Genomic DNA, 23,414 nt, shown 5'->3' with positions numbered 1-23,414 from the left:
AAAGGGTTGGCATGTCATCCGGTTGACGCTATGATGAGAGGCTACCACGTCTTAAAGGTCTATGCAAGATTGAGCGTTAAAAAAATGGCGCATCAGGAAGGCGGTGGTTCAAATTATTGACGTTCGGCGTTTCGTTGATTGCTTACACGGCTCCTGCAGGGCTCTTGCTCTGCTGATTGCGGTGGGGGTTTTTGTCGGTATTTTTCTGCTCTCCTCCGCTGAATCGCAGGGTGCGGTTCGCATCGGGGCGGTGCGTATCGCCGGGCCCATAAATCCGGTTGTTGCTGAATTTGTAACGCAAGAACTTGATCGCATCAACCGCGAAGAAGCCGTGGCCTTTCTGCTCGAGATCGACACGCCCGGTGGTCTGGACAGCGCCATGCGCCAGATTATCAAAGGCATGCTTGGTTCGCAAATCCCTGTTATCGTGTTTGTCTCGCCCTCGGGGGCACGGGCGGCATCGGCCGGTGCGCTTATCGCTCTGGCAGCCGATTTTGCCGTTATGGCTCCGGGAACCAATCTTGGGGCCGCCCATCCCGTTGCCATTGGCGGCGGGCAGAAGCCCCCGGATGACGTTATGATGAACAAGGTGGTGGAAGATGCCGCCGCCTATGCACGCAGTTTGGCGGCCCGTCGCGGACGCAGCGAAATATGGGCAGAGAAGATGGTGCGGGAAAGTGCGTCTATCTCTGCCCGGGAAGCGCTTCAGCACGGTGTCATCGACCTGATCGCCGAAGATAGGGCGGAGCTTCTGAAAAAGCTCCACGGTCGCAGTTATCGTCGGGCAGAGCGCTCTGAAGTGCTGCTTTGCATGGATGCTACGGTAGATATGGCGAGCATGGGGTGGCGGCAGAAGATTCTCAACGCCATCAGCAATCCGAATGTTGCCTATATGCTGCTCATGCTGGGCATACTCGGGGTGTTCTTTGAGATTTCCCAACCCGGGGTGCTGCTGCCCGGAGTGGTCGGCGCCATGTCTTTGCTGCTGGCTTTGTTCGCCTTTCAGACTCTGCCCGTCAACTATGTCGGCATTTTACTGATTGTGCTGGCCATGGTGCTGTTTATTCTGGAAGTCAAGGTGACGTCCTTTGGCATGCTTACCGTCGGAGGGATGATCAGTATGACGCTGGGTTCCCTGATGTTGTTCGAACATTCCGAACCGTTTCTCAGGTTGTCAAAGGTGGTGGTGGCCTGCACGGTATTGGTCACCAGCGGTTTTTTCCTGTTGGTCGTGTATTTTGTGGTGCGAACGCAACGGCGCCGTTTTGTGTCCGGCCGTGAAGGCATGGTCGGGTTGGTTGGCGAAGCCGTCACGGAGATTCATGCCGACGGGCAGGTGTTTGTGCATGGCGAATATTGGAAGGCTTTTTCCGCCGAGCCGATTGCGGCGGGAGCAGCTATAGAGGTGGTACGTCTGGCCGACAATATGCGTCTGGAGGTTCGTAGCGCCGGTGTCGGTCCGCATCGGCTCGATTCACATTCAACGTCAGGTTCCGATAAGGAGGATTGCACATGATATATCCCGTTATTGTCCTGGTTCTGTTGGCCCTTATCCTGAGCAGTGCCATCAAGGTGGTTTACGAATACGAACGCGGTGTGGTTTTTCGCCTTGGCCGTTACAGCGGTGTCAAGGGGCCCGGCCTGCGCCTCATTATCCCGGTGGTGGACAAATTGATGAAAATCAGTTTGCGCACGGTGGCTATGGATGTCGCCCCGCAGGATGTCATCACCAAGGATAACGTATCGATCAAAGTGAATGCGGTTCTGTATTTCCGGGTGGTTAATCCGGAAAAATCGATCATAGAGGTTGAAAATTACCTCTATGCGACAAGCCAGTTGGCCCAGACATCGTTGCGCAGTGTTTTGGGGCAGTCCGAACTTGATGAGCTGCTTGCCCATCGCGACAGCATCAACCGGCATCTGCAGGAAATTCTCGATCGTCAGACCGACCCCTGGGGGGTCAAGGTATCCAATGTCGAGATCAAGCATGTCGATCTGCCGGTAGAAATGCAGCGAGCCATGGCCCGACAGGCCGAGGCCGAGCGCGAGCGGCGTTCCAAGGTTATCCATGCCGAAGGCGAATTTCAGGCGGCCCAGAAGCTTACCGATGCCGCAGGCATTATTTCATCCCAACCGGGCGCCTTGCAGTTGCGTTATCTGCAGACCTTGACCGAGGTCGCGGCGGAAAACAGTTCGACGGTGATTTTCCCCTTCCCGGTGGACCTGGTAAAACCTTTCCTCAACTTGCAGGACAAGGGCTAAGGTCGTCTCGTCCGGATCTGAAATCGTTGCGGGCGAGGGCGTGCCGTTGGTTGCAACGGACGTATCCGAGTGATTACGGTGAAGTTTCTGTTCATTGCTCAATAAAGAGAGAGTTGCTTTGGATCTGTGGTTTTGGTAAAGTGCCCGGTCGGTCCAAACACCTAGTAACAGGGAGGTTTGATTCATGGAAGTGAAGAAATTCAATAAAATCATGGCGGCCAATCGCGGCGAGATCGCCATTCGAATTTTTCGTGCCTGTATTGAATTGGGCATCAAGACCGTTGCCATTTATTCCGAGGAAGATCGCGTTTCTCTGCATCGCTACAAGGCGGATGAGTCCTACAAGGTAGGCAAGGGCAAGGGTCCCATCGAAGCGTATCTGGGTATCGATGAAATCATCGATCTTGCCAAGAAAAAAGACGTTGACGCCATCCATCCCGGCTACGGTTTTCTTTCGGAGAATCCCGAGTTCGCCGAGGCCTGCGAAAAGGCCGGCATTGCCCTGATCGGGCCGGGGGCCACCATTCAGCGCCAGTTGGGTGACAAGGTCGCGGCACGCAAGGTCGCCATCGAAGCCGCGGTACCGGTGGTGCCGGGCACTGACAAGCCGGTCACCAGCGAAGAAGAGGCCCTGCTGTTCGCCGCCAAATGCGGTTATCCCATTATGATTAAAGCCGCCGCCGGCGGTGGCGGACGCGGTATGCGTATCGCCCGCAATCGCCAGGAGTTGGCTGAAGGATTGCGTTCGGCTTCTTCCGAGGCCAAGGCCGCCTTCGGCAATCCGTCGGTGTTTCTGGAAAAATATCTCGAGAATCCCAAGCATGTCGAAGTACAGATCATGGGGGACAAGTACGGCAACGTGGTGCATTTTTATGACCGCGACTGCTCCATTCAGCGCCGTCATCAGAAGGTCATCGAGATCGCTCCGTCGCCCAATCTGAGCGCCGCCAAGCGCCAGGAATTGTGCGATTACGCCCTGCGAATCGCCAACCACGTCGGTTATGTCAATGCCGGGACGGTTGAATTCCTCATGGATGCCGACGGCAATTTTTACTTTATCGAGGTCAATACCCGCATCCAGGTCGAGCATACCGTGACCGAGATGGTCACCGGGCGGAACCTGGTGCGCAATCAGATCCGTGTTGCCGAGGGCTACCGTCTCGACGATCCGGAAATCGGTATCCGCAGCCAGAAAGACATCCAGCTCAACGGTTTTGCTATTCAGGCCCGCGTAACGACCGAGGACCCCACACGTAATTTTTCTCCCGATTTCGGCACCATCACGGCTTATCGCAGCCCCGGCGGGTTCGGTGTGCGCCTCGATGCGGGCAGTGCGTTTCCGGGGGCGCGTATCTCTCCCCATTACGATTCGCTGCTGGTTAAAATCAGCGGTTGGGGGATAAGCCTGCGCGAATCGGCGCGGACTACCGCCCGCGCTCTCGAGGAATTCCGTCTGCGCGGGGTCAAGTGCAATATCGGCTTTTTGGATAATGTCATCAGCCATCCGACCTTTCTGGCCGGCGCCTGCGATACTTCCTTCATCGACAATCACCCGGAATTGTTTCAGATTCCGGTGAAGCGCGATCGCGCCAACAAATTGCTGTCCTATATCGGACATGTGGTGGTCAACGGTTATCCCGGCATTAAAGATCCGCTGCATTACAAGGATCTGCGGGATGCCGCTATTCCGGAGATCCCTTACGATGTGCCGCGGCCCCGGGGTACCCGTGACGTTTTCCTGGAAAAAGGCGCCGAGGGCCTTGCTCAATGGGCCTTGGACCAGCAACAACTGCTGGTTACCGATACCACCATGCGCGATGCCCATCAGTCGCTGATGGCCACGCGGTTCCGGACTCATGACCTGACCCGGATCGCCCCTGCCACCAGTCACCTGGCGAGCGGACTCTTTTCCCTCGAGATGTGGGGCGGAGCGACCTTTGACGTATCGATGCGGTTCCTGCGGGAAGATCCCTGGGAACGTCTCGATCGTCTGCGTGAAAAGATCCCCAATATTCTGTTCCAGATGTTGTTGCGGGCTTCCAACGCCGTCGGCTATTGCAATTATCCGGATAATGTCGTACAGGACTTCGTCGCCAAAGCGGCGCAAAGCGGTATCGACGTGTTCCGCGTGTTTGACTCTCTCAACTGGACCAAAGGGATGCGGGTCGCCATGGAGGCGGTTCGTAAATCCGGCGGTATTTGCGAGGCGGCGATTTGCTATACGGGCGATATCCTCGATCCCAAACGGGATAAATATCCTCTGGCCTATTATGTGAATATGGCCAAGGAACTGGAAAAGATGGGTGCTCATATTCTCGGCATCAAGGATATGGCCGGCCTGCTCAAGCCGTTGGCCGCCGAAAAACTGGTGCGGGCACTCAAGCAGGAAGTCGGTATCCCCATTCACCTGCATACCCACGATACGTCCAGCAACGGCGGTGCCACTCTGCTTCTCGCGGCCCAGGCGGGGGTCGATATCGTCGATACCGCTCTGTCGTCCGTATCCGGTCTTACTGCGCAGCCGAACCTCAACGCACTTCTTTCCGGTCTCCACGGGCATGAGCGCGACCCCGGTCTGGATCAAGGCGGTTTGCAGAAACTGGCCAATTACTGGGAAACCGTGCGTACCTATTATGCGCCCTTCGAATCGGAGTTGCGTAGTGGTACCGCGCAGGTCTACCACCACGAGATTCCCGGCGGACAGTACTCGAACTACAAGCCCCAGGTCGAAGGGATGGGGCTCGGCAGCCGCTGGGAAGAGTGCAAAGACATGTACCGCAAAGTCAACGATATGTTCGGCGACATTATCAAGGTTACCCCGTCGTCCAAGATCGTCGGCGATATGGCCATCTTCATGGTGCAGAACGATCTGCAGCCCGAGGATATTTACCAACGCGGTCATGAGTTGACCTTCCCTCAGGGAGTGGTCGATTTCTTCAAGGGGATGATCGGGCAGCCCCACGGCGGTTTCCCCGCGGAGCTGCAGAAGATTATCCTCAAAGGGGAGGAGCCTCTGACCTGCCGGCCGGGAGAATTTCTCGAACCGGTCGATTTCGGAGCCAAGCGTCAGGATCTCGAGAACAAGCTGGGACATCCGGTTACCGAACGGGACGTCATGTCCGCCGTATTGTACCCCGGCGTGTTCGAAGAGTTCGATGCCCATCGCACGGAATACCACGACACTTCGGTTTTGCCGACGCCGGTGTTTTTCTACGGGTTGGATCTTGGGGACGAGACCACCGTCGAAATGGAACCCGGGAAAACCCTGCTGGTGCAGCTCAATGCCATCGGCCGGGTGATGGAAGACGGCCACCGCGATATCTATTTCGAGCTCAATGGCGAACCCCGGCAGGTCATGGTTCCCGATCTTTCCGTGTCGACGGATCAGATCAAGCATCGCAAGGCCGATCCCGACAACCTGCACCACGTCGGTGCTCCCATGCCCGGCAAAGTATTCCGGATCATGGTCAACGTGGGGGATGTGGTCAAGGGTGGGGATATTCTGCTGTCCACCGAAGCCATGAAAATGGAGACCAACGTCAAGGCGGAAAAAGACGGTGTGGTCGCCGAGATTCTGGTCAATGAAGGAACTCAGGTGGAGCAGGGCGAATTGCTGCTGATCCTGGAATAATTACTTTGATTGCCATATAAACAAAAAAGCCGAACCGTCAAGGTTCGGCTTTTTTGTTGGGAACAGCCGGAAATGCCTTTGCCGGTATATGCGCAACTGCCGGTGGTCACGTCGGCAGCAGGTTCATCAACCCCAGCAGCGTTAACATGATGGTAAAACTGCCTGCGCAGAACAGGGTGGAAAGAACGATGATGGAACTGGTAAGCTGGGCATTGCTGTTCATTTCAAGGGCCATGACATAGCTGGCGGCGGCAGTGGGGGTGCCGGATAACAGCACGGCTATTCCCAGATCCATTCCTTTTACTGCGAACAGCTGTAACATCAGAAGGTTCAGCAACGGAAAGGCTGCCAGTTTGTAAACGGTAGCCAGGCCAGCTTGTTTCAGGTCGCCTTGCAATTGCTGCAGGGAAAAGGCGCCACCAATGGCCAACAGTGCCAGAGGCAAGGTGGCGCCGGTAATCAGGTGCAATGAGCGTGCGGCCATGCCGGGCATGGGCAGATGGCACAAGCTCCAGACGATGCCTGCCAGCGAACCCAGGATGAGCGGATTGCAAAGCAATTGATCGCGAATTAATTTCCATGTTCGGTCGGGGTGGCTGTGACGCTGCGGAAGAAGCAGCACCAGGATGGACAGCAGGTTGATGGTGGGTACCAGGCAGCCCATAAGCAGTCCGGCTCGCGTAAAACCAGTTTCGCCGTAGGCGCTCAGCACGATGGGCAGTCCGACATAGGCGAGATTGCCACGAAAAGCCCCCTGGCTGAAGCTGCCGCGATCCTCGGCCGGACAGCCGAGTATGCTCCCCAGGGCATAGGACGACAAGGCCCCGAGACTTAACGCCGCGATCATGGCCAGGGTCAGTTTTGCATTAAAGCTTGACTCAAAGTCGGCGGTGCCTATTTTATAGAAAAGCAATAAAGGCAACAGGATGTAATAGAGCAGGCGATTTGCCTGCCTGAGAAATGCCGAATCGATCAGACCCTTGAGGCGCAACAGGCCGCCCAGGAATATAACGGCGAAAACAGGCAAGACAATATTTAGAGTTGTTAGAAATGGTTGCATGCTACTTCCTCCCAGGGTATACCGCGACCATACGCTGTCCGTTTATGTATGGCAACGATCTTTTATTACAAGAACACGACAAGGGGCGCGCAATGGCCACAATCCTGGTGGATGGCGATACGTTACGAAAAACCTGTGAACAGCAGTTTCTTATGGATGGCTGGATTGCCCTGGCACCATTTGAAGAACTGTTGGGTATTTCCATTGTGGAGGCATGTGACGGGCGTTCTGTCTTGACCATGCCTTTTACGGTAAAACTATCTCAAGGCGGCGGTTTTCTGCATGGTGGCGCTTTGACCACGCTTGCCGATACTGCTGCGGCTATGGCCGTTAAAACCAGACTGGCTGAATCGGTGGCTTTTGTCACCCGGGATCTGAACATCCGTTTTCTTGCGCCGGTACGCGAAGGTCAGGTAACCGCCACAGCTGTGCTGAAGCAGATCCATGAACGTCGTTTCGAGGTGAATGTCGATCTCGAGGACGATCACGGTGTCAAGGTGGCGGCCTTTTCGGCGGATTTTCGGTTGTTGCGTGAACAACCGGTCGCAAATCCCTGAAAACCGGGCCTCCCCGATTGTTCGGGGCGATGGATAACGTGCCGGTTTTATAGCGTTGTGTTTCGATATTTCGGCGAAAGGTGCATGTATTATGAGCGCTTACTACAGGTTTCTGGTGCTGTCTGTCGGGATGTTGCTGCTTTGCTTTGCGGTTGTTCTGGCCGGAGGGCGAAGAGATAAGCAAAGTCAGGGGCAAGAGCTGGGCATTGGCCTGGAAGCTCCGAATTTCAAATTGAAAAACCAGGCTGGCGAGGTAACGACTTTGCGGCAATATCGGGGACAGGTTGTGGTTTTGGCTTTCTGGGCTACCTGGTGTCCGGCCTGTCGTGAGGAATTACCTTCCCTCGCGGGGCTTCACCGTCGCATGGCGGGACAGGGAGTCATGGTTCTCGGCATCAACGGCGGTGAGTCCGCCGCAAGGGTGAACGATTTTATGAACAGAGCGAATCTCGATCTTCCCGTTCTTCTGGATGCATCGGGCGAGGTTCATGGCCTTTATCAGGTACGGCAATATCCCACGACTTATATCATCGATCGACAGGGGAAGCTCGTAGAACGCCATATCGGGTTTCACGATTGGAATGCGCCGGAAGTGGCCGGAGCATTGCGCTCCCTCGCCGGTAACGGATCGGAGGTTAAACCATAATGGAGGGGCAAGAAATTACTTTGTGGATAGCTTTTTCGGCGGGCCTGGCTTCTTTTGTTTCGCCCTGTGTATTGCCGCTGATTCCTTCCTTTATCACCTACATTACCGGTCTCAGCTTCCAGCAGTTACAGCAGGCCCACCCCGGTGGACGCATCCGTATGCGGGTGGCTTTGCACTGTCTGCTGTTTATCGCCGGCTTCTCCCTTGTGTACACTACCATGGGGGTTGTGGCCGTAAGTCTTTTCAGCCTCATGGATGTCGGTTTGTGGTGGATCCAGAAGATCGGTGGTGTGTTGATCTTCCTGTTCGGGGTGCATCTGACCGGCCTGTTCCATTTTGGCATTCTGCTCGGTGAAAAGCGTTTGCATCTTCACGCTAAACCGGCCGGCTATATCGGGTCGTTTCTCGTTGGCCTGGTGTTTTCCGCGGGATGGACTCCCTGTACCGGACCAATATTCGGCGCTGTATTGACCATGGCCGCCGGTTCTTCCGATGATTCCGTGCGCGGCGGGGTGTTGTTGGCGACCTATTCGGCCGGTCTCGGATTGCCGTTTTTGCTCTCCGGTCTGCTGTTTCACAGCTTTCTTGGGTTTTTTAACCGTTTTCGTAAATATATCCGGCTGGCCGAATTGGCCACCGGGGTCATGCTCATGGTCGTCGGCGTCATCCTGTTTTTTGACTGGTTCATTTTTCTTACCGGCTATCTCTCTCAGTGGCTTCCGGCCGCTGGATGATCCGTGTCTTACCGCTTGACACCCACCCGGCCACTCTGGTACTTTGATATTCAATTTCACTGGAGGGGTCATGCCTGATAAAATTGAAATATTTCGGAAGTATATCAGCCAGCAGGGGCTTAAGCTTACCCGTCAAAGGGAAATTATCCTCGATGAATTTCTCCGTTCTGCCGCGCATTTATCGACCGAAGATCTCTACCTGAAGGTGCGAAAAAAACATCCTCGTATCGGATATGCCACTGTTTATCGAACGCTCAAGCTGCTGGCCGAGTGCGGCTTGGCGAAAGAGCGCGACTTCGGTGCGGGCCAGGCTCTTTACGAAGTGACCAATCAGGGGCAGCACCATGATCACCTTATCTGCACCGAATGCGGTGAAATTATCGAATTCGAGGATGAGCGTATTGAAGAGTTGCAGAGTAAGGTGGCGAAGGAGCATAACTTTACCATCCGAGATCACCGTCTGGAGATCTACGGACGGTGCTCCAAGTGCTCCTCTTCCTGATGTCGTTGTTTAATAATGTAAACCGTGACCTGCGGCACGGCATTTTGCCTTGAGTAGTGGTAGGCAATGCCGCTGGCTACTTATGTCCGCGACAAATAATGATCGTAAAATAGTTAATGTGACGACCCTTTGTGGTCACAAGGCAGCAGAAATTCTTGTTATTTAATTGTTCAGCAACCCCTTCCGGAATATTCAGCTATGGCAGTACAAAGTGAAGTGTGTCCAGCCGAACGCAAAATCGTGCTGGTCGGGAATCCGAATGTCGGTAAGAGCGTCCTTTTCAATGCCCTGACCGGGGCCTATACCGTTGTATCCAATTATCCCGGTACCTCCGTGGAGGTTTCGCGCGGCTGCTGCGAGATCGAAGGTGTGTCCTACGAAGTCCTTGATACGCCCGGGATGTATTCCTTGCTGCCCATAACCGAAGAAGAACGGGTAGCTCGGGAAATCCTGCTTAAAGAATCGGCGCATACGGTCGTCCATGTTATCGATGCCCGTAATCTCGAGCGTATGCTGCCCATGACTTTGCAGCTGGTCGAGGCCGGGCTACCGGTTGTGCTGTTGATCAATATCCTCGACGAGGCCGAGCGCAGAGGGATGCATATCGATATTCCTTTGCTGCAGGAAAAACTGGGTATTCCCGTCATTGGCGGTGCTATGGCAAGAAAACGCGGGCTTTCCGAGCTGCGCCAGGCTATAGCGTCCTATAATCCCGACGTTAAGGCGGTATTCGGTTATTCCCATGAGCTTGAAAAAGACCTGGCCAAGGTATCCCGGCATTTGACCGATGACTATACCCTGGTTCCACGCTCCATCGCTCTACTTCTTCTCCAGAAAGATGAAGATGCCTGGGCGCTGATCAAAAAGGCGGAACCGAGTCGCTTGGAGGCCATCGAGAAGGCCGTCAACGATACCATTTACGAGCGGCGCATGGATCTTAATCTGCGGATCAGTCTGGAACGCAAGCGCATCTGTCGCGCCATTTTGGAAGAAGTAATCCATCAACAGGCCGATCGTGCGCCGACTTTTTTCGAGAAACTTGCGGCGTGGACCATTAACCCCTGGACCGGGTTTCCCTTGCTGTTGCTGGTCCTTTACTTCGGTATTTACGTCTTTGTCGGCAAGTTTGGCGCCGGAACGCTGGTCGATCTTCTGGAAGGCGGATTGTTCGAGGATTACATCAATCCCTGGGTTATCGACCTGGTTCAGAAAATGACATCCTGGTACTGGCTGCGCGAATTGCTGGTCGGCGAATACGGGGTCTTCACCCTCGGCGTGCGTTATGCCGTTGCGTTGGTGCTGCCCATTGTCGGGACTTTTTTCCTGGCTTTCTCGATCATGGAGGATGTCGGATATTTTCCGCGTCTGGCCATGCTCGTCGACCGGATCTTCAAGAAGATCGGGCTAAACGGGCGGGCGGTTATCCCCATGGTGTTGGGCTTTGGTTGCGATACCATGGCGACTATGGTAACCCGTACTCTTGAAACGGTGCGAGAGCGCATCATCGTGACCTTGCTGCTGGCTTTGGCGGTTCCCTGCAGTGCTCAGTTGGGGGTCATCATGGGGTTGTTGTCCGAAGTTCCCGGGGCTTTGCCTGTGTGGGTGGCGTGCGTAACGCTGGTGTTTCTGGCTGTTGGATTTCTTTCAGCCCGCCTGTTGCCAGGAGAGCGCCCCATGTTTTACATGGAATTACCTCCCATGCGTCTGCCCCAGGCCCGCAACGTATTGATCAAAACCGTCAGCCGGATGCAGTGGTATTTCCTGGAGATCTTTCCGCTGTTCATATTCGCTTCCGTTTTGCTCTGGGCCGGGAAAATGACCGGTGCTCTTAATGGTCTGGTGCGCGTCATGGCTCCGGCTATTTCCGCTCTCGGATTGCCGGCCAAAACGACCGCTGCGTTTATTTTCGGATTTTTCCGGCGCGATTTCGGTGCTGCCGGCCTTTATGATATGCACGCCCAGGGGTTACTTAGCCCCCGTCAACTGACGGTCGCCGCTGTCACCATGACCTTGTTTGTTCCTTGTATCGCCCAGTTTCTCATGATGAAAAAAGAACGCGGGTGGAAGGTCTCCCTTGGTATTTTCATGATGGTGACGCTGCTGGCTTTTGGCGTAGGCTGGGGTCTTAACCTTGTGCTTGGCTTTACCGGATGGCTGGCATGAAATGCGGTTTCTGCGGTCGCACACTGCCGCCGCCGGATAAGTTGCGGCAAAAACCTTGCGGTGCCTGTCTGGGCGGATGCCGCAAGATACATTGTCCATGGTGCGGGTATGAAAATCCCATGGTGCCCGGTTTGTTGCGCCGCTGGAGAAAAAAAGACAATTCCAAGGAGAACGATTGATGGAAAACTCGGAACGGGCTGAAGATATTCTGGAAGCCGTCTGGATAGCCGTGGTTGAAGAAGGGGATAATTCGGCTTCCCTTGAGGCTTTGGATGTGGAAGCCCGGGAACCGGCTTTGATGGATCTGGAACGCCAGGCTCTGATCGAAGTCAAGGGCGAGAGGGTTTATCTGCGCTCCGAAGGGCGTATCGCCGGGGAAAAGGTTGTGCGGCGACACCGATTGGCAGAGCGTTTGATGATGGATATTCTCGACCTCAAGGGCAGCAATGCCAACGCCAAGGCGTGTGAATTCGAGCATTTACTCAATGAGGGTGTCGATACCCGTATTTGCACCTTGTTGAACCACCCTACAACCTGTCCGCATGGCAGGCCCATTCCTCTCGGTGAATGTTGCCGGGCTGCCCGTCACGCGGCGGAGGTCGGGGTGGTTCCTTTGACCGAAATGAAAGTCGGTCAGAAAGGCGAAATAGCCTATCTGACGACCAGCGATGCCAAGAAGATGCAGAAGCTCATGTCTCTTGGTGTTTTGCCGGGCAACGACATATGCCTCAATCGTCGATTCCCCTCGTATATTTTTCATGTGGGAAATTCCGAATTCGCCGTTGATGAGCAACTGGCTCGGGAAATATTCATCCGCACCGATGTTGCCGAGTGATTCGGCTGTTTTTATATTCCCCCGTTCAAGACGGCTCCATTCCCGGTTCTCAGGGGATGGAGCCGCTTTTTTATGTGCTTTGCACATACAGGAGAGATTGGACTTTGCTTTAAAGGGTGTATTTGTTAGAATCCGTAACGCTTAAGGCTCTATCATTGGCCGAGTCAATAGGTAGGTTTTTAGCTTGACCTATCGTACTGCGCACTTTCGCCCTTCTACGAAAAGGTTACAAGCGATGTTTGGATTCCGGAATGCCACGCTCAAGAAAAAACTGACCGGCATTATCATGCTGGCTTGTGCCGTGGTTCTGGTCCTTGCTGCGGGCGTATTTGTGACCGTCGAAATCCTGTCTTTTCGTCGCAATATGGTCCGGCAGAGTTTTTCCCTGGCCGAGATCCTGGCGGCCAACAGTACCGTTGCCTTAACTTTCAGAAGCCAGCATGTCGGGGACCAGGTTATGTCGTCGCTGCTGTCCGAACCCCACGTCTGTTGCGCCTATCTTTTCAATAGTTATCATCAAACTGTCTCAAAATTCCACCGGCCGGAACCTGGGGTCGGTGCGTCAGGTCAATTGAGCACCGAGGTCGATGACACCACCTATCAGCAGTTGGCGCTGGTTGTATCCGATGGCGTGCGCCGGCATTTTTTCACTCGGGACTCCCTGTCGGTTATCGTCCCTGTACGCCGGCTTAACAAAATCATTGGTACGGTGTATGTCCGGACTGATCTCAGTGCCTTTAACCTCTGGTTGAGATCCTTTGCTATCAGTGTCGTGGCTGTCCTGGTCGCGTCCTGTCTCATCGGCTACCTGGTGGCCAGGCATCTGCAATCTTTGATTTCCGCTCCTATTTTGTATCTGGCGGACAAAATGCGCCAGGTCTCCGATTGTGAAGATTTTTCCTTGCGCGTGGACAAACAGGCCAACGATGAAGTCGGCGTTCTTTTCAACGGTTTCAACCATATGCTCGAACAGCTTGCGTCTCGCGACCAGCAGTTGGAACGTTATCGTTACCATCTCGAGGAACAGGTTTTACAGCGCACGCAGGAACTGCATGAAACCAACGAAGAGCTCCAAAAGACCGTTGATAAATTGGCGCAGGCAAGGCAGGCCGCAGAGACTGCAAATCACGCTAAATCCCGGTTTCTCGCCAATATGAGCCACGAAATCCGTACCCCTATGATCGGGGTTATCGGTGTGGCGGAACTTTTGTCCGGCACTCCGCTGAGCGACCACCAGCGGGAATTGGCTCATATGATTCACAGTTCCGGCGAATCGCTGCTTAAAGTGCTTAACGACATCCTTGATTTTTCCAAGATCGAGGCGGGCCGTCTGGTGGTGGAGCGGGTTCCTTTCAATTTGGTGGATGTCGTGGAAGAGCCCCTGTCGCTGATTGCAAAAAACGCCCAGGACAAAAAGGTGGAACTGATCTGTCGCATCCAGCCCGGAACGCCGGTATCTCTATTGGGCGACCCTGCGCGTTTGCGCCAGATCGTTTTCAACCTGTTGGGGAATGCCGTTAAATTTACGTCCGAAGGCGAAATATCGGTTCGAATCGGTTGCCGGGATGAAAATTGTGCCAGCGCATCGATTTTCCTTGAGGTCCGGGATACCGGTATCGGCATAGATCGCGAGGCTCAACAGGCCATTTTTGACGCTTTCTCACAGGCCGACAGCTCAACCACCCGGCATTACGGCGGTACGGGGCTTGGTTTGGCGATCGTAAGGCAACTGCTGGATCTTATGCGGGGTCATATCCATTTGGAAAGTGAGCTTGGCCAGGGCTCGGTATTTACCTGCACTATCCGTCTGGACAAGCATGAGGATGTGCGATGGCCCGACAGGGTGTTGTCGCCGTTACAGAAAGCTTCCCGAATACTGGTTGTCGCTTCGCATGCCGGGGTTCGCGAAATGCTGATGGAGCAGGTGGTGGCGCTGTCCCTGCAGGTCGATGCGGTTGCTTCCGCCGAAGAAGCCTGCCCGCGTTTGTCGGCTTTGCCACGGGAGAAAAACCCCTATGGATTGATACTGGTCGACGCCGAGATCCATGAAGACAGTACGGAGCTGCAAAAAATTCACAGGGAAACAGCCCTGGAAGGCTGCCGCTGGGTGGGCATGGCGCCACGGGCTTTCTTTTTCGGGGACAGCGATTCCGGGTTGCTGAGTGACGTTCTGGCTAAGCCGGTGTGTCCTTCACAATTATGTTCCCTGGTGGTGAAGACTTTTTGCGAACGGCCTGCTTGTGACGCCGATTCCACCGAATCCGGAGTGAAACCGGGTAGTATTACCGGTGTGGCTTCCCGGAAGCCTCGCATATTGTTGGCCGAGGATAATCCCACCACGCGCAAAATGCTGGTTATCAGCCTTGAGAGTCATCATTGCGAGGTGGTTGCCGTGGAAAACGGTCAGCAAGCCGTGACCGCCGGACAAAGTCAGGGCTTCGACTTAATCCTCATGGATTGTCAGATGCCGGTCATGGACGGCTATCAAGCCGTGGCGGCATTACGCAAGGCCGGGGTAAAAACTCCTGTTATCGCGCTTACCGCACATGCGTCGGCCGAGGCTGTGGTTTTTTGTAGGCAAGCCGGTATGGATGATTATCTGGCCAAGCCTTTCAAACACAAACAACTGTATCTTCTGGTGGATAAATGGGTCGCTCGGGGGGAATCGAATTCCGCCGATGCCCATGCTTCCCCTTTAACAGCCCCTGCGGTATGCGATGCACTTCAAGACTCATAGATTACGACTCATTGCCGGACTCTGCGGATTGTGTTATCTGGCTCTGTTCACCTTTCTGCTGCTGAGCATATTTAAACCGACTCCGCAACAGGACGATTTTACGGTGAGTTCCGTAAAACGAAAAAAGGGTCGCGGCGTCGCAGAGAATTCGCTGGTCCTGAGAGGGCAGGGATTCTCCGAGGATATGCAGGCGCTTTTAAATTACGATATCGGCAATCACTATGCCATTGTCGGCAGTATGCCCAGTTGGGGGATTGCGAAAAGTGTTGCGGGCAAGGGCAACCTTGCTTTTGTCGTCGACACGGTGCGTGGATTGCAGGTTGTCGATGTGGCGATTCCCGAGCAGCCTGTCATTATCGGTTCCCTGCCGATTCCAGGGAAGGCCTGGGACCTGACCGTACATAACGATCGCGTTTATATCGCCGCTTCACAAGGCGGCATTCATGTGGTTTCCGTGGCGCAACCGTCAAATCCGTATATTATTGCTTCCGTTGCTACGCCGGGTTGCGCCCTCGATGTGTGGGTCGAGGACGACTGGGCTTATGTCGCGGATGATCTCAAAGGTGTGCAGGTCGTTGATCTGCGTGGCACACCGCGCATTACAGCAAGCGTGGCTACGCCCGGGTCGGCATCCGGCCTATGCAAGGTAGGCAGTTATCTCTACGTCGCTGACGATGCAGCCGGTTTAAGCATATTTGATTGCTCTTCAAACGGGCCACCGTCGCTGGTCGGCACAGTGGATACTCCCGGTTATGCTACCGGCGTTACGGTTCGCGACGGCAAGGCCTATGTGGCCGATCGCAGAGGCGGCATTCAGATCGTTTCGGTGGTCGATCCTTGCTCCCCGGAAATTTTGGCAAATATGCCGACGTTGGGGCAGGCCCGGAGCGTTAAATGGATCGATGGGCGATTATGGGTCGCTACCGACCATGGCGGCGTACAGGTTTTTGCCCCGACGCAAAAGCACGGCTTGCGCCTGCTTGGCATTGTCGATACCCCGGGCGTGTCCTGGGATATGACGTTAACCGGGCGGCATATCATGGTGGCTGACGGCAAGAAAGGTGTGCAGATTGTTGCACTGGACCGACTTTCCCCGATGGCACCGCCCAAGGCTTTGAATGCTGCTGGGGTTGCCCAGGGACTTGCCACCCGCGGGCGTTACATTTATGTGGCGAACGGTGCTGCCGGGTTGCAGATCCTCGTCAACGAGCAGCGGCACTTGCGTCTGATCCGGACTGTCGATACGCCCGGCAAGGCCATCGATGTGTCGCTTGGTGACGATCGGGCGTTTGTGGCAGACGGCTTGGGTGGTTTGCATGCGGTGAAGCTTGACGACACGAAGAGTAAAATCGCCGAGACCCTTTCGTTTGAGGGCAAAGTAAACCGGGTTGTCTATCAGCGACAGAAACTGTTTGTGGGGCAGCGGTGCGGTACCCTGCATATTGTGGATGCCCATCCGCATAACACGATGCGCTTGCGCATGTCGCTGGCGGTTCCCGATCCTTTGCTCGATATTGCGGTGGCGGGAGATTATGTATATCTGGCCTGTGGCAGTGCCGGTACCTTCGTGGTCGACGTTCGTCACCCCGATAAAGCGGCAGTGGTCGGTAAGCTTCCCGTACCGGATTATCTGTTGCCGTTTTGTCATGCGACCTCATTGTCGGTGGCAGACAACCAACTTTATGTCGCCAACGGTCGAGCCGGCACCCAGGTTTATGATTTGACCCGGGCCGACAAACCACAGCTCCTCGGTTCCGTGGGAACGCCGGGCTATGCCGCGGCTCTGGTCGCATCCGGAGACTACGTGTATGTGGGGGATGTGCAGGCGGGTTTGCAGGTGGTCGATAGCCGTATTCCGAACAGCATGCAGGTGTTGGGAGGATTGGGGATCAGCATCAAGGCCAAGAAAATGCTTCTGATGGGGGACGAGTTGCTTGTGTCGTCGAGCCTCGGCGGGGTGGTGGCGCTACCGCTGCCTTTGAAAGTGCCGCATATCAGACGGCACGGTTCGAGACAGCTGGAGGTGGAATTGCCTGCGTTGCCCCGGGCCGGTAATTATTCCCTGTGCCTGTCCGACGGCCATAAAAATATGGTTTTGCCCAATGTCGTGTCGTCGGACTGAAAGCCTTAACGCATGGTCTAAAAGCTGTATTTCGCGCTGAGCCAAAACTGCCTTCCCAATTCATAACTGTCCTGCGACTCGCCAGCGACGGATTTTTTGTCCAGCAGGTTAAGGATATCCAGACTCAGATGCAGTTGCTGGCGGTTCCATACCCGGATACCCCAGCCCAGGCTGCAATTCACCGTCACGGCACCTCCGTATCGGACTTTTTCGTATATGGGGATGCCGAGGTCTTCATGTACGGCGCCGGTTTTCGATAATGTCTGATAACCGCTGCGATATTTCAATAAACTGCTGAAAGTTATGCCGTAAGGAAACTTTCCGACATAGAGCAGACTGACAAGCCAGGGGCGATTGAAATCCTTTCTCGGCAATTGGCTTTTGGAAAGCACCTTTCCGTTGTACCAGATGTCTTCATCGAGATCATCATCCTCCAAAATATCTTCATACGATTCGTTGCTCGAGGTGGTTTCCTGGTAGGTGCCGTTGATACTCAGGGAGTGGTTCTGCCAGTGCCGTTCCCAGCTCAAACGATAGCTTTCATGCCGGCTGCTGCCATTGTTGTTGAGAGTGTAGTGCCATAGACCATCAGGTTGCCGGTCGCCGGCAGTTTTCGCAAATTCATCTTTGCCGTCACGTCGCACGTATTTGAACGTGGCCTTGCCGCCGAAAATCCGTTGTTCAAGGCCGATGACGTATTCATCCGCATAGGGCGTTTTCAGGGTCTGAAAATCGGTGGTTGTGGAGTAGGTTTTTGTAAAGGTCCATTCGCCGCCATCCAGTCGCGTTTCATAATAGGTGGTCGGCATTTCCTGTCGTAACTTGTAGGTCAGGAGGGTGTTTGCATAGTAGCGATTGACCCCACCGATCAGAACGGTTCGCCCATTGCCGAAGATATCCAGTGCAGCGGCCAGACGTGGCGCCAGGTTAAGGTTCTGCATAAAATCGTCGTAAGAGATGCGCAGCCCGGGACGGAGTTCCAGACGGTGATAGCGAAGGATGTCTTCAGAGTAAAAGTTGTACTGTCTCAGAACGGCTTCGGCCCGGTGCTTTGCATAGACGGTGCGTCTGGCTGTGCCGTTTTTATAGAAGGTGTATAGGTAACTGGTTTCGTCACGCTTGGAGGTTCCCCGTATATGCTGAAAGTCAAACCCCAGGTTGATGTCATGGGAAACCGAACCTGTTGAAAGCTGATGAAGCGCCAATTCGGTTTTGCATTGCACGCTCTGCTGGGTATTATCGATATCCCCGGTAAATCCTTCCCGTTCCCAACTGTTGTCGGGGTTCTGGGTCAAAATCATGTGGTCGGGACCTTCGCGGGAATTTTCGCCTTCTGTATAACCCGCCTGCAGGTGCAGGTCGGCAAAGGGCAGGGCGGTATGAAAATCGGCGTTGACCATATAGGCGCCGCCGAGGATGGTCAGGTCGCTATTTTTGTAATCTTTTTTGAAGTATCGGCCCTGGTAGGGGCTGTAGGTCCAGCTGAGGTTCAGTTTTGATAATGCCGTCGGTTCCGTGGCGAGCTTGACGAGAAAGGTTTCGTTGCGGCGCCGCTGGTTGCGGGTTTCGCCAAGATGCTGCAGGGGAATGGTGGAGAGCTGTAGCCGGTACCCTGCCAGTAAACGCAGGTGGGAACGGATCGGGAGATGTATATCGAATCCGGCCTGATGTTTTTCAAATTTCGGCTGGCTGGTATGTTTCCCGGAGTTTTCGAAATCGTCCTTTTGGGATGGGGCTATATGGAATTTCGTCCAGGCCGCGCGGGTGGTGCGATAAAAGAAATTGCCACCGAATTCATCATCCGGTTCAATGGTTCTGGCATGCACTACCCCACCTTTGAAATCCCCGTAGCTGGCGGGTACATTGCTGTCGTAAAGGGTGATTTCATCGACCAGCGAGGCATCCAGGAAGATTTGCTGGGCATGCCCCGGTACGTTGTTCACAGCCAAGGGGTCATCGGCGTCCGGATCCAGCATACTGTTGTTGCTCAATCCATCGATGATAAAATTGTTTTCAAAACCTTTACCGCCGGCGATCGACACGGCAGCGGGCAGGATCTCGCCACCCTGGGTGGACAGATTGGATGTTTCGCTGAACTGGATGTCGGGCAAAAACGAAAGAATTTCGTTGATGCTGTTGTTGCCGCTGGGGAAGCTGTCGATGATTGTGCGATCGATGGTCTTCGATGCGGTTGTCAAAGGTTCCCGCCGGCCGTGAACCGTAACCGGTGCGAGCACTGTTGAATCGCTGTCATCCGGATCGGTATTTTTTGCGGTCAGATCGATTTCAGAGGCGCATACGAGGCCGAAGCTGTCCTGTTGTCCCGTTTGAGGCAAAAGCAGCATAGCCAGCAACAGCAGGCCGATCAGCAGACGGTGTCTGCTTCGTGCAGCGCGTTTTTCTTTTCTCCGGGGGCCAAGAAGATCTATATAGGTCAATAGTTTCATTGCATGCTTTTCGGATGCTGATTTCAGGACATCTTTTAATCTGTGTGTTTTATCATAAAAAAGCATGTAATTGACAGCAAAACCTGAAAAAACAAACACTTGCGATAGTTTAATTAGTTTTTGTGCATACTTTATCCGGCGATGGGCCATCCCTGTGCCGGTAGGCGGGCCGATGAGTTTAAAGAAGAATTGGTGCTGTCATGGCCCGCCGGAGCCGGTGCATTTCAATATGTTGCCATAAAAAGCCGGGGAAAACCGCATTCGTTGCCCGCCCATGGTCGGGGGTTGCGACCAGGTGACGGTTTTTTCGCGGCGAGGCCTTGCGCTGTTCTTGACAAGCTTTGCGTGTTTTCTTACCCTACGAGCGAAATTTACCCTGAAAGGATGGCACCTTGTTATGTCGATTACTGCGGTTATACCCGCCCGCTACGCCTCATCGCGGTTTCCGGGAAAACCTCTAGCCCGGATTCTGGGCAAAACCATGATTCAGAGAGTGTATGAACGTACCGCGCAGGCGGCCTGTATCGACAGGGTGGTTGTGGCGACCGACGACTCTCGCATCGCTGATGTCGTATCCGGTTTTGGCGGTGAAGTACAAATGACCCGTGCCGATCATGCCACCGGCACCGATCGTCTTGCCGAGGTGACAGCCAGAATCGATACGCAGCTGATTGTGAATGTGCAGGGAGATGAGCCACTTATCGATCCGCATATGATCGAAGCGGCAGTCGCCCCGTTGTCTGAAGATCCGGCTATTCCCATGGGGACGCTCAAAACTCCCTTGCTGAACTGGCAGGAATACCGGGATCCCAACGTCGTTAAAGTGGTGACCGATCGGCGGGGATTCGCTCTGTACTTTTCCCGGGCACCGATTCCGCATCCGCGGGAACTGGCTGTTGACGATTCTGCGGTTTCGCCCGCGTCGATGGGCTTGTTTCGTCATATCGGCCTGTATGTCTATCGGAAAGACTTTTTACTGACCTTTGCGGGACTGCCGGAATCCCCCCTCGAAAGGCTCGAAAAACTCGAACAGCTCAGGGCGCTGGAGAACGGCTATGCCATACGGGTGGTGGAGACAGACCGGGTCAGTCTCGGTGTCGATACTCCCGAAGACCTGGTCAGAGTCGAAGCTCATCTCCGGGGGCTATGACGGATTGTCCGGTCGGGGATTTTGATGCTTTAAATCTCCGTGGTTTCCGTGTAGAATCGAAATTTTCGTTTTGATCCTTGAGGGTGGTTCGACTGTGACCATCCGGATGGAGGAATTTAGTTCATGAAAACCAAATTTTTATTTATCACCGGCGGCGTGGTTTCTTCTCTTGGCAAGGGCCTGGCAGCCGCTTCCATCGGAGCTTTGATGGAAGCGCGGGGTTTGCGGGTATCCATGCAGAAAATGGATCCCTATATCAACGTCGACCCCGGCACAATGAGCCCGTTTCAGCATGGCGAGGTTTTTGTTACGGATGACGGCGCGGAGACCGATCTCGATTTGGGTCATTACGAGCGATATACTTCAGCCCGTTTGAGCCAGAAATCCAACTTTACCACCGGCCAGGTGTATGATTCGGTAATCCGCAAGGAGCGCCGCGGAGACTACCTCGGCGGTACGGTGCAGGTGATTCCGCATATCACCAACGAGATCAAGGCCAAAATTCTGGCGAACTCCAAGGATGTGGACGTTGCCATCGTCGAGGTCGGCGGCACCGTGGGCGATATCGAATCTTTGCCGTTTCTCGAGGCCATTCGTCAGTTTCGGGTGGAGCGCGGACGTGAAAATGTTCTGTACCTGCACCTGACGCTGGTTCCTTATATTCCGACGGCGGGTGAACTCAAAACCAAGCCGACTCAACATAGCGTCAAAGAGCTGCGCGAGATCGGTATCCAGCCCGATATTCTGTTGTGTCGCTGTGACCGTGAGATCCCTCGGGATATGAAGGCCAAGATTGCGCTCTTCTGTAATGTGAGTGAAGAGGCCGTGGTTACCGCGCGGGATGTCGAGTGCATCTACGAGGTGCCCATCGCTTACCACGAAGAGGGGCTGGATGAGCGGATCATCGATTATCTGAACATCTGGACCAAGGCTCCCGATCTCACCGACTGGGAGCGCATCGTCAGGCGCTTTAAAGAACCCGAATCCGAAACCACCATCGCCATCGTCGGTAAGTATGTCGAACTGACGGAGAGCTACAAGTCCCTGTCGGAGGCGCTGATTCATGGCGGGATTGCCAATAACTGTCGCGTGAATCTGATTTACGTCGATTCCGAGTCTCTGGAACGGCACGGTGTCGGTGACACTTTCAAGGATGTTGACGGGATTCTGGTGCCTGGCGGGTTCGGCCACCGCGGCAGCGAAGGCAAGATTGCCGCTATACGTTACGCGCGCGAGAACCGGATTCCTTTCTTCGGTATCTGTCTCGGTATGCAGATGGCGGTTGTCGAGTTCGCCCGTAACGTATGCGGCATCGACGATTGCTTTTCCTCCGAATTCAAGGAAGATGCGGCCAACCCGGTTATCCATATCATGGAAAATCAGAAAAAAGTTACTCGCAAGGGCGGTACCATGCGTCTGGGAGCCTATCCCTGTCAGTTGGTGGAGGGGACTCTGGCGCGGCGTATTTTCGGTACGGGAGATGTTGAGGAGCGGCACCGGCACCGGTATGAATTCAACAATGCCTATCAGGAGCGTCTGGAAAAAGGCGGCCTTGTGATTTCCGGTGTCTATCGTGACGTCGGTCTTGTTGAGATTGTCGAAATCGAAGATCATCCTTGGTTCCTGGGATGTCAGTTCCATCCCGAGTTCCGGTCGCGGCCCATGGAACCGCACCCTTTATTTGAATCCTTTGTCGGTGCCAGTCTGAAGCACCACGGCGAGGCCTGATATGCCAGACACATTGAAGGTGGCCGACGTCACTTTTGGTGGGAATCATCCGGTTGCACTGATAGCCGGACCCTGCGTTATGGAAAACGAGGCCCATACCCTGGCGATTGCCAGGCAGTTGCTCGAGGTGAAAAACGAGCTTGGGGTCGGAGTTGTGTTCAAGGCCTCCTTTGATAAGGCCAACCGGACTTCCGTCAGCGCTTATCGCGGTCCGGGCCTGGAGTCGGGGCTGCGCATTCTGGACAAGGTACGGCAGCAGACAGGTTTGCCCATTGTCTCGGATATTCATGATGTCAGTCAGGTCGAGGCGGCTGCGGAGGTGCTGGACATTCTCCAGATCCCCGCTTTTTTATGTCGGCAGACCGACTTGTTACTGGCCGCGGGCCGCAGCGGTAAGGTGGTCAATATCAAAAAGGGGCAGTTTCTGGCCCCCTGGGATATGGCCAATGCCGTGGCCAAGGTGGCTTCGACGGGCAACGATCGCATCCTGCTGACCGAGCGAGGTACCTCCTTCGGCTACAATAACCTGGTTGTGGATATGCGTTCTCTTGCCGTTATGCGAGAACTGGGGTGTCCGGTTGTCTTCGATGCCACCCATGCCGTGCAGCTGCCCGGCGGGGCCGGAACCTCCTCGGGGGGGCAGCGCCAATTTGTGGCTGCGCTTTCGCGTGCTGCGGTTGCCGTCGGCGTCGACGGCCTGTTCTGGGAAGTGCATCCGGATCCGGATCGCGCCTTGTGCGACGGCGCCAACTCCCTGCCGCTCGACCAGGTGAAAAAAACCCTAAAAGAGATGATGGCCATTGATGCCATTGTTAAAGGAAACACTGAATCGTGACCGAT

Annotated in this window: 17 protein-coding genes; 15 read left to right on the top strand and 2 right to left on the bottom strand. The window is 54.6% G+C overall.

What is annotated here, in order from left to right:
• Positions 1 to 103: 103 nt before the first annotated feature.
• From PCAR_RS10805 to PCAR_RS10795, 3 genes are all read left to right on the top strand, one after another.
• The gene (locus PCAR_RS10805; protein ID WP_011341706.1) at positions 104 to 1,516 is read left to right on the top strand and encodes an NfeD family protein; all 1,413 of its coding nucleotides are present in this window, start codon (positions 104 to 106) and stop codon (positions 1,514 to 1,516) included.
• On the top strand, positions 1,513 to 2,262 hold the full coding sequence (locus PCAR_RS10800) for a slipin family protein (protein WP_011341705.1): 750 nt from the start codon (positions 1,513 to 1,515) through the stop codon (positions 2,260 to 2,262). The genes PCAR_RS10805 and PCAR_RS10800 overlap by 4 nt, the downstream gene beginning before the upstream one ends.
• Before the next feature lie 184 nt (positions 2,263 to 2,446).
• Positions 2,447 to 5,893: a pyruvate carboxylase gene (locus PCAR_RS10795; RefSeq protein ID WP_011341704.1), complete on the top strand. Its 3,447-nt coding sequence runs from the start codon at positions 2,447 to 2,449 to the stop codon at positions 5,891 to 5,893.
• Between the two features lie 106 nt (positions 5,894 to 5,999).
• Here the strand turns inward: PCAR_RS10795 and PCAR_RS10790 are convergent, their stop codons facing one another.
• Positions 6,000 to 6,953: an AEC family transporter gene (locus PCAR_RS10790; RefSeq protein ID WP_011341703.1), complete on the bottom strand. Its 954-nt coding sequence runs from the start codon at positions 6,951 to 6,953 to the stop codon at positions 6,000 to 6,002.
• A 92-nt stretch (positions 6,954 to 7,045) separates the two neighbouring features.
• Between PCAR_RS10790 and PCAR_RS10785 the strand changes: the two genes are divergently transcribed.
• From PCAR_RS10785 to PCAR_RS10745, 9 genes are all read left to right on the top strand, one after another.
• Positions 7,046 to 7,510, top strand: coding sequence for a PaaI family thioesterase (locus PCAR_RS10785; RefSeq protein WP_011341702.1), 465 nt, complete (start codon positions 7,046 to 7,048; stop codon positions 7,508 to 7,510).
• Between the two features lie 91 nt (positions 7,511 to 7,601).
• Entirely contained in the window at positions 7,602 to 8,156 is a 555-nt protein-coding gene (locus tag PCAR_RS10780; protein ID WP_011341701.1) for a peroxiredoxin family protein, read from the top strand.
• Positions 8,156 to 8,890, top strand: a complete 735-nt coding sequence (locus PCAR_RS10775; RefSeq protein ID WP_011341700.1) for a cytochrome c biogenesis CcdA family protein — start codon at positions 8,156 to 8,158, stop codon at positions 8,888 to 8,890. The genes PCAR_RS10780 and PCAR_RS10775 overlap by 1 nt, the downstream gene beginning before the upstream one ends.
• A gap of 70 nt (positions 8,891 to 8,960) precedes the next feature.
• Positions 8,961 to 9,392, top strand: a complete 432-nt coding sequence (locus tag PCAR_RS10770) for a Fur family transcriptional regulator (protein WP_011341699.1) — start codon at positions 8,961 to 8,963, stop codon at positions 9,390 to 9,392.
• 198 nt (positions 9,393 to 9,590) lie between these two features.
• Complete coding sequence (gene feoB, locus PCAR_RS10765; protein ID WP_011341698.1) at positions 9,591 to 11,555, top strand: ferrous iron transport protein B; 1,965 nt, start codon at positions 9,591 to 9,593, stop codon at positions 11,553 to 11,555.
• A complete protein-coding gene (locus PCAR_RS10760; protein WP_011341697.1) occupies positions 11,552 to 11,734 on the top strand; it encodes a hypothetical protein in 183 nt (60 codons plus the stop codon). Before feoB ends, PCAR_RS10760 begins: the two co-directional genes overlap by 4 nt.
• Positions 11,734 to 12,390 carry a metal-dependent transcriptional regulator gene (locus tag PCAR_RS10755; RefSeq protein ID WP_011341696.1) on the top strand — a complete coding sequence of 219 codons (657 nt, stop codon included), beginning with the start codon at positions 11,734 to 11,736 and terminating at the stop codon, positions 12,388 to 12,390. Before PCAR_RS10760 ends, PCAR_RS10755 begins: the two co-directional genes overlap by 1 nt.
• 235 nt (positions 12,391 to 12,625) lie before the next feature.
• Positions 12,626 to 15,127 carry a response regulator gene (locus tag PCAR_RS10750; protein ID WP_011341695.1) on the top strand — a complete coding sequence of 834 codons (2,502 nt, stop codon included), beginning with the start codon at positions 12,626 to 12,628 and terminating at the stop codon, positions 15,125 to 15,127.
• Positions 15,108 to 17,249, top strand: coding sequence for an LVIVD repeat-containing protein (locus PCAR_RS10745; protein WP_011341694.1), 2,142 nt, complete (start codon positions 15,108 to 15,110; stop codon positions 17,247 to 17,249). Before PCAR_RS10750 ends, PCAR_RS10745 begins: the two co-directional genes overlap by 20 nt.
• 17 nt (positions 17,250 to 17,266) lie before the next feature.
• On the opposite strand, the gene PCAR_RS10740 is transcribed toward PCAR_RS10745, so the two are convergent.
• Entirely contained in the window at positions 17,267 to 19,696 is a 2,430-nt protein-coding gene (locus tag PCAR_RS10740) for a TonB-dependent receptor plug domain-containing protein (protein WP_158447418.1), read from the bottom strand.
• A gap of 397 nt (positions 19,697 to 20,093) precedes the next feature.
• Between PCAR_RS10740 and kdsB the strand changes: the two genes are divergently transcribed.
• The 3 genes from kdsB to kdsA all read left to right on the top strand — a co-directional run bounded on the left by kdsB (position 20,094) and on the right by kdsA (position 23,409).
• A complete protein-coding gene (gene kdsB, locus PCAR_RS10735; protein ID WP_011341692.1) occupies positions 20,094 to 20,846 on the top strand; it encodes a 3-deoxy-manno-octulosonate cytidylyltransferase in 753 nt (250 codons plus the stop codon).
• A gap of 123 nt (positions 20,847 to 20,969) precedes the next feature.
• Positions 20,970 to 22,574: a CTP synthase gene (locus PCAR_RS10730; RefSeq protein WP_011341691.1), complete on the top strand. Its 1,605-nt coding sequence runs from the start codon at positions 20,970 to 20,972 to the stop codon at positions 22,572 to 22,574.
• A 1-nt stretch (position 22,575) separates the two neighbouring features.
• Positions 22,576 to 23,409: a 3-deoxy-8-phosphooctulonate synthase gene (kdsA, locus tag PCAR_RS10725; protein ID WP_011341690.1), complete on the top strand. Its 834-nt coding sequence runs from the start codon at positions 22,576 to 22,578 to the stop codon at positions 23,407 to 23,409.
• Positions 23,410 to 23,414: the final 5 nt, after the last annotated feature.

It is taken from the genome of Syntrophotalea carbinolica DSM 2380, assembly GCF_000012885.1.
In the GTDB taxonomy this organism is placed as follows: Bacteria; Desulfobacterota; Desulfuromonadia; order Desulfuromonadales; family Syntrophotaleaceae; genus Syntrophotalea; species Syntrophotalea carbinolica.
The sequence above is the reverse complement of the archived record's forward strand: the minus strand, read 5'-3'. Positions and strand labels throughout refer to the sequence as shown.

Coding starts and splice junctions, on each gene's coding strand:
- PCAR_RS10800 (WP_011341705.1), top strand. CDS start 1,513: ATGATATATCCCGTTATTGTCCTGGTTCTGTTGGCCCTTATCCTGAGC.
- PCAR_RS10795 (WP_011341704.1), top strand. CDS start 2,447: ATGGAAGTGAAGAAATTCAATAAAATCATGGCGGCCAATCGCGGCGAG.
- PCAR_RS10790 (WP_011341703.1), bottom strand. CDS start 6,953: ATGCAACCATTTCTAACAACTCTAAATATTGTCTTGCCTGTTTTCGCC.
- PCAR_RS10785 (WP_011341702.1), top strand. CDS start 7,046: ATGGCCACAATCCTGGTGGATGGCGATACGTTACGAAAAACCTGTGAA.
- PCAR_RS10780 (WP_011341701.1), top strand. CDS start 7,602: ATGAGCGCTTACTACAGGTTTCTGGTGCTGTCTGTCGGGATGTTGCTG.
- PCAR_RS10775 (WP_011341700.1), top strand. CDS start 8,156: ATGGAGGGGCAAGAAATTACTTTGTGGATAGCTTTTTCGGCGGGCCTG.
- PCAR_RS10770 (WP_011341699.1), top strand. CDS start 8,961: ATGCCTGATAAAATTGAAATATTTCGGAAGTATATCAGCCAGCAGGGG.
- feoB (WP_011341698.1), top strand. CDS start 9,591: ATGGCAGTACAAAGTGAAGTGTGTCCAGCCGAACGCAAAATCGTGCTG.
- PCAR_RS10760 (WP_011341697.1), top strand. CDS start 11,552: ATGAAATGCGGTTTCTGCGGTCGCACACTGCCGCCGCCGGATAAGTTG.
- PCAR_RS10755 (WP_011341696.1), top strand. CDS start 11,734: ATGGAAAACTCGGAACGGGCTGAAGATATTCTGGAAGCCGTCTGGATA.
- PCAR_RS10750 (WP_011341695.1), top strand. CDS start 12,626: ATGTTTGGATTCCGGAATGCCACGCTCAAGAAAAAACTGACCGGCATT.
- PCAR_RS10745 (WP_011341694.1), top strand. CDS start 15,108: ATGCACTTCAAGACTCATAGATTACGACTCATTGCCGGACTCTGCGGA.
- PCAR_RS10740 (WP_158447418.1), bottom strand. CDS start 19,696: ATGAAACTATTGACCTATATAGATCTTCTTGGCCCCCGGAGAAAAGAA.
- kdsB (WP_011341692.1), top strand. CDS start 20,094: ATGTCGATTACTGCGGTTATACCCGCCCGCTACGCCTCATCGCGGTTT.
- PCAR_RS10730 (WP_011341691.1), top strand. CDS start 20,970: ATGAAAACCAAATTTTTATTTATCACCGGCGGCGTGGTTTCTTCTCTT.
- kdsA (WP_011341690.1), top strand. CDS start 22,576: ATGCCAGACACATTGAAGGTGGCCGACGTCACTTTTGGTGGGAATCAT.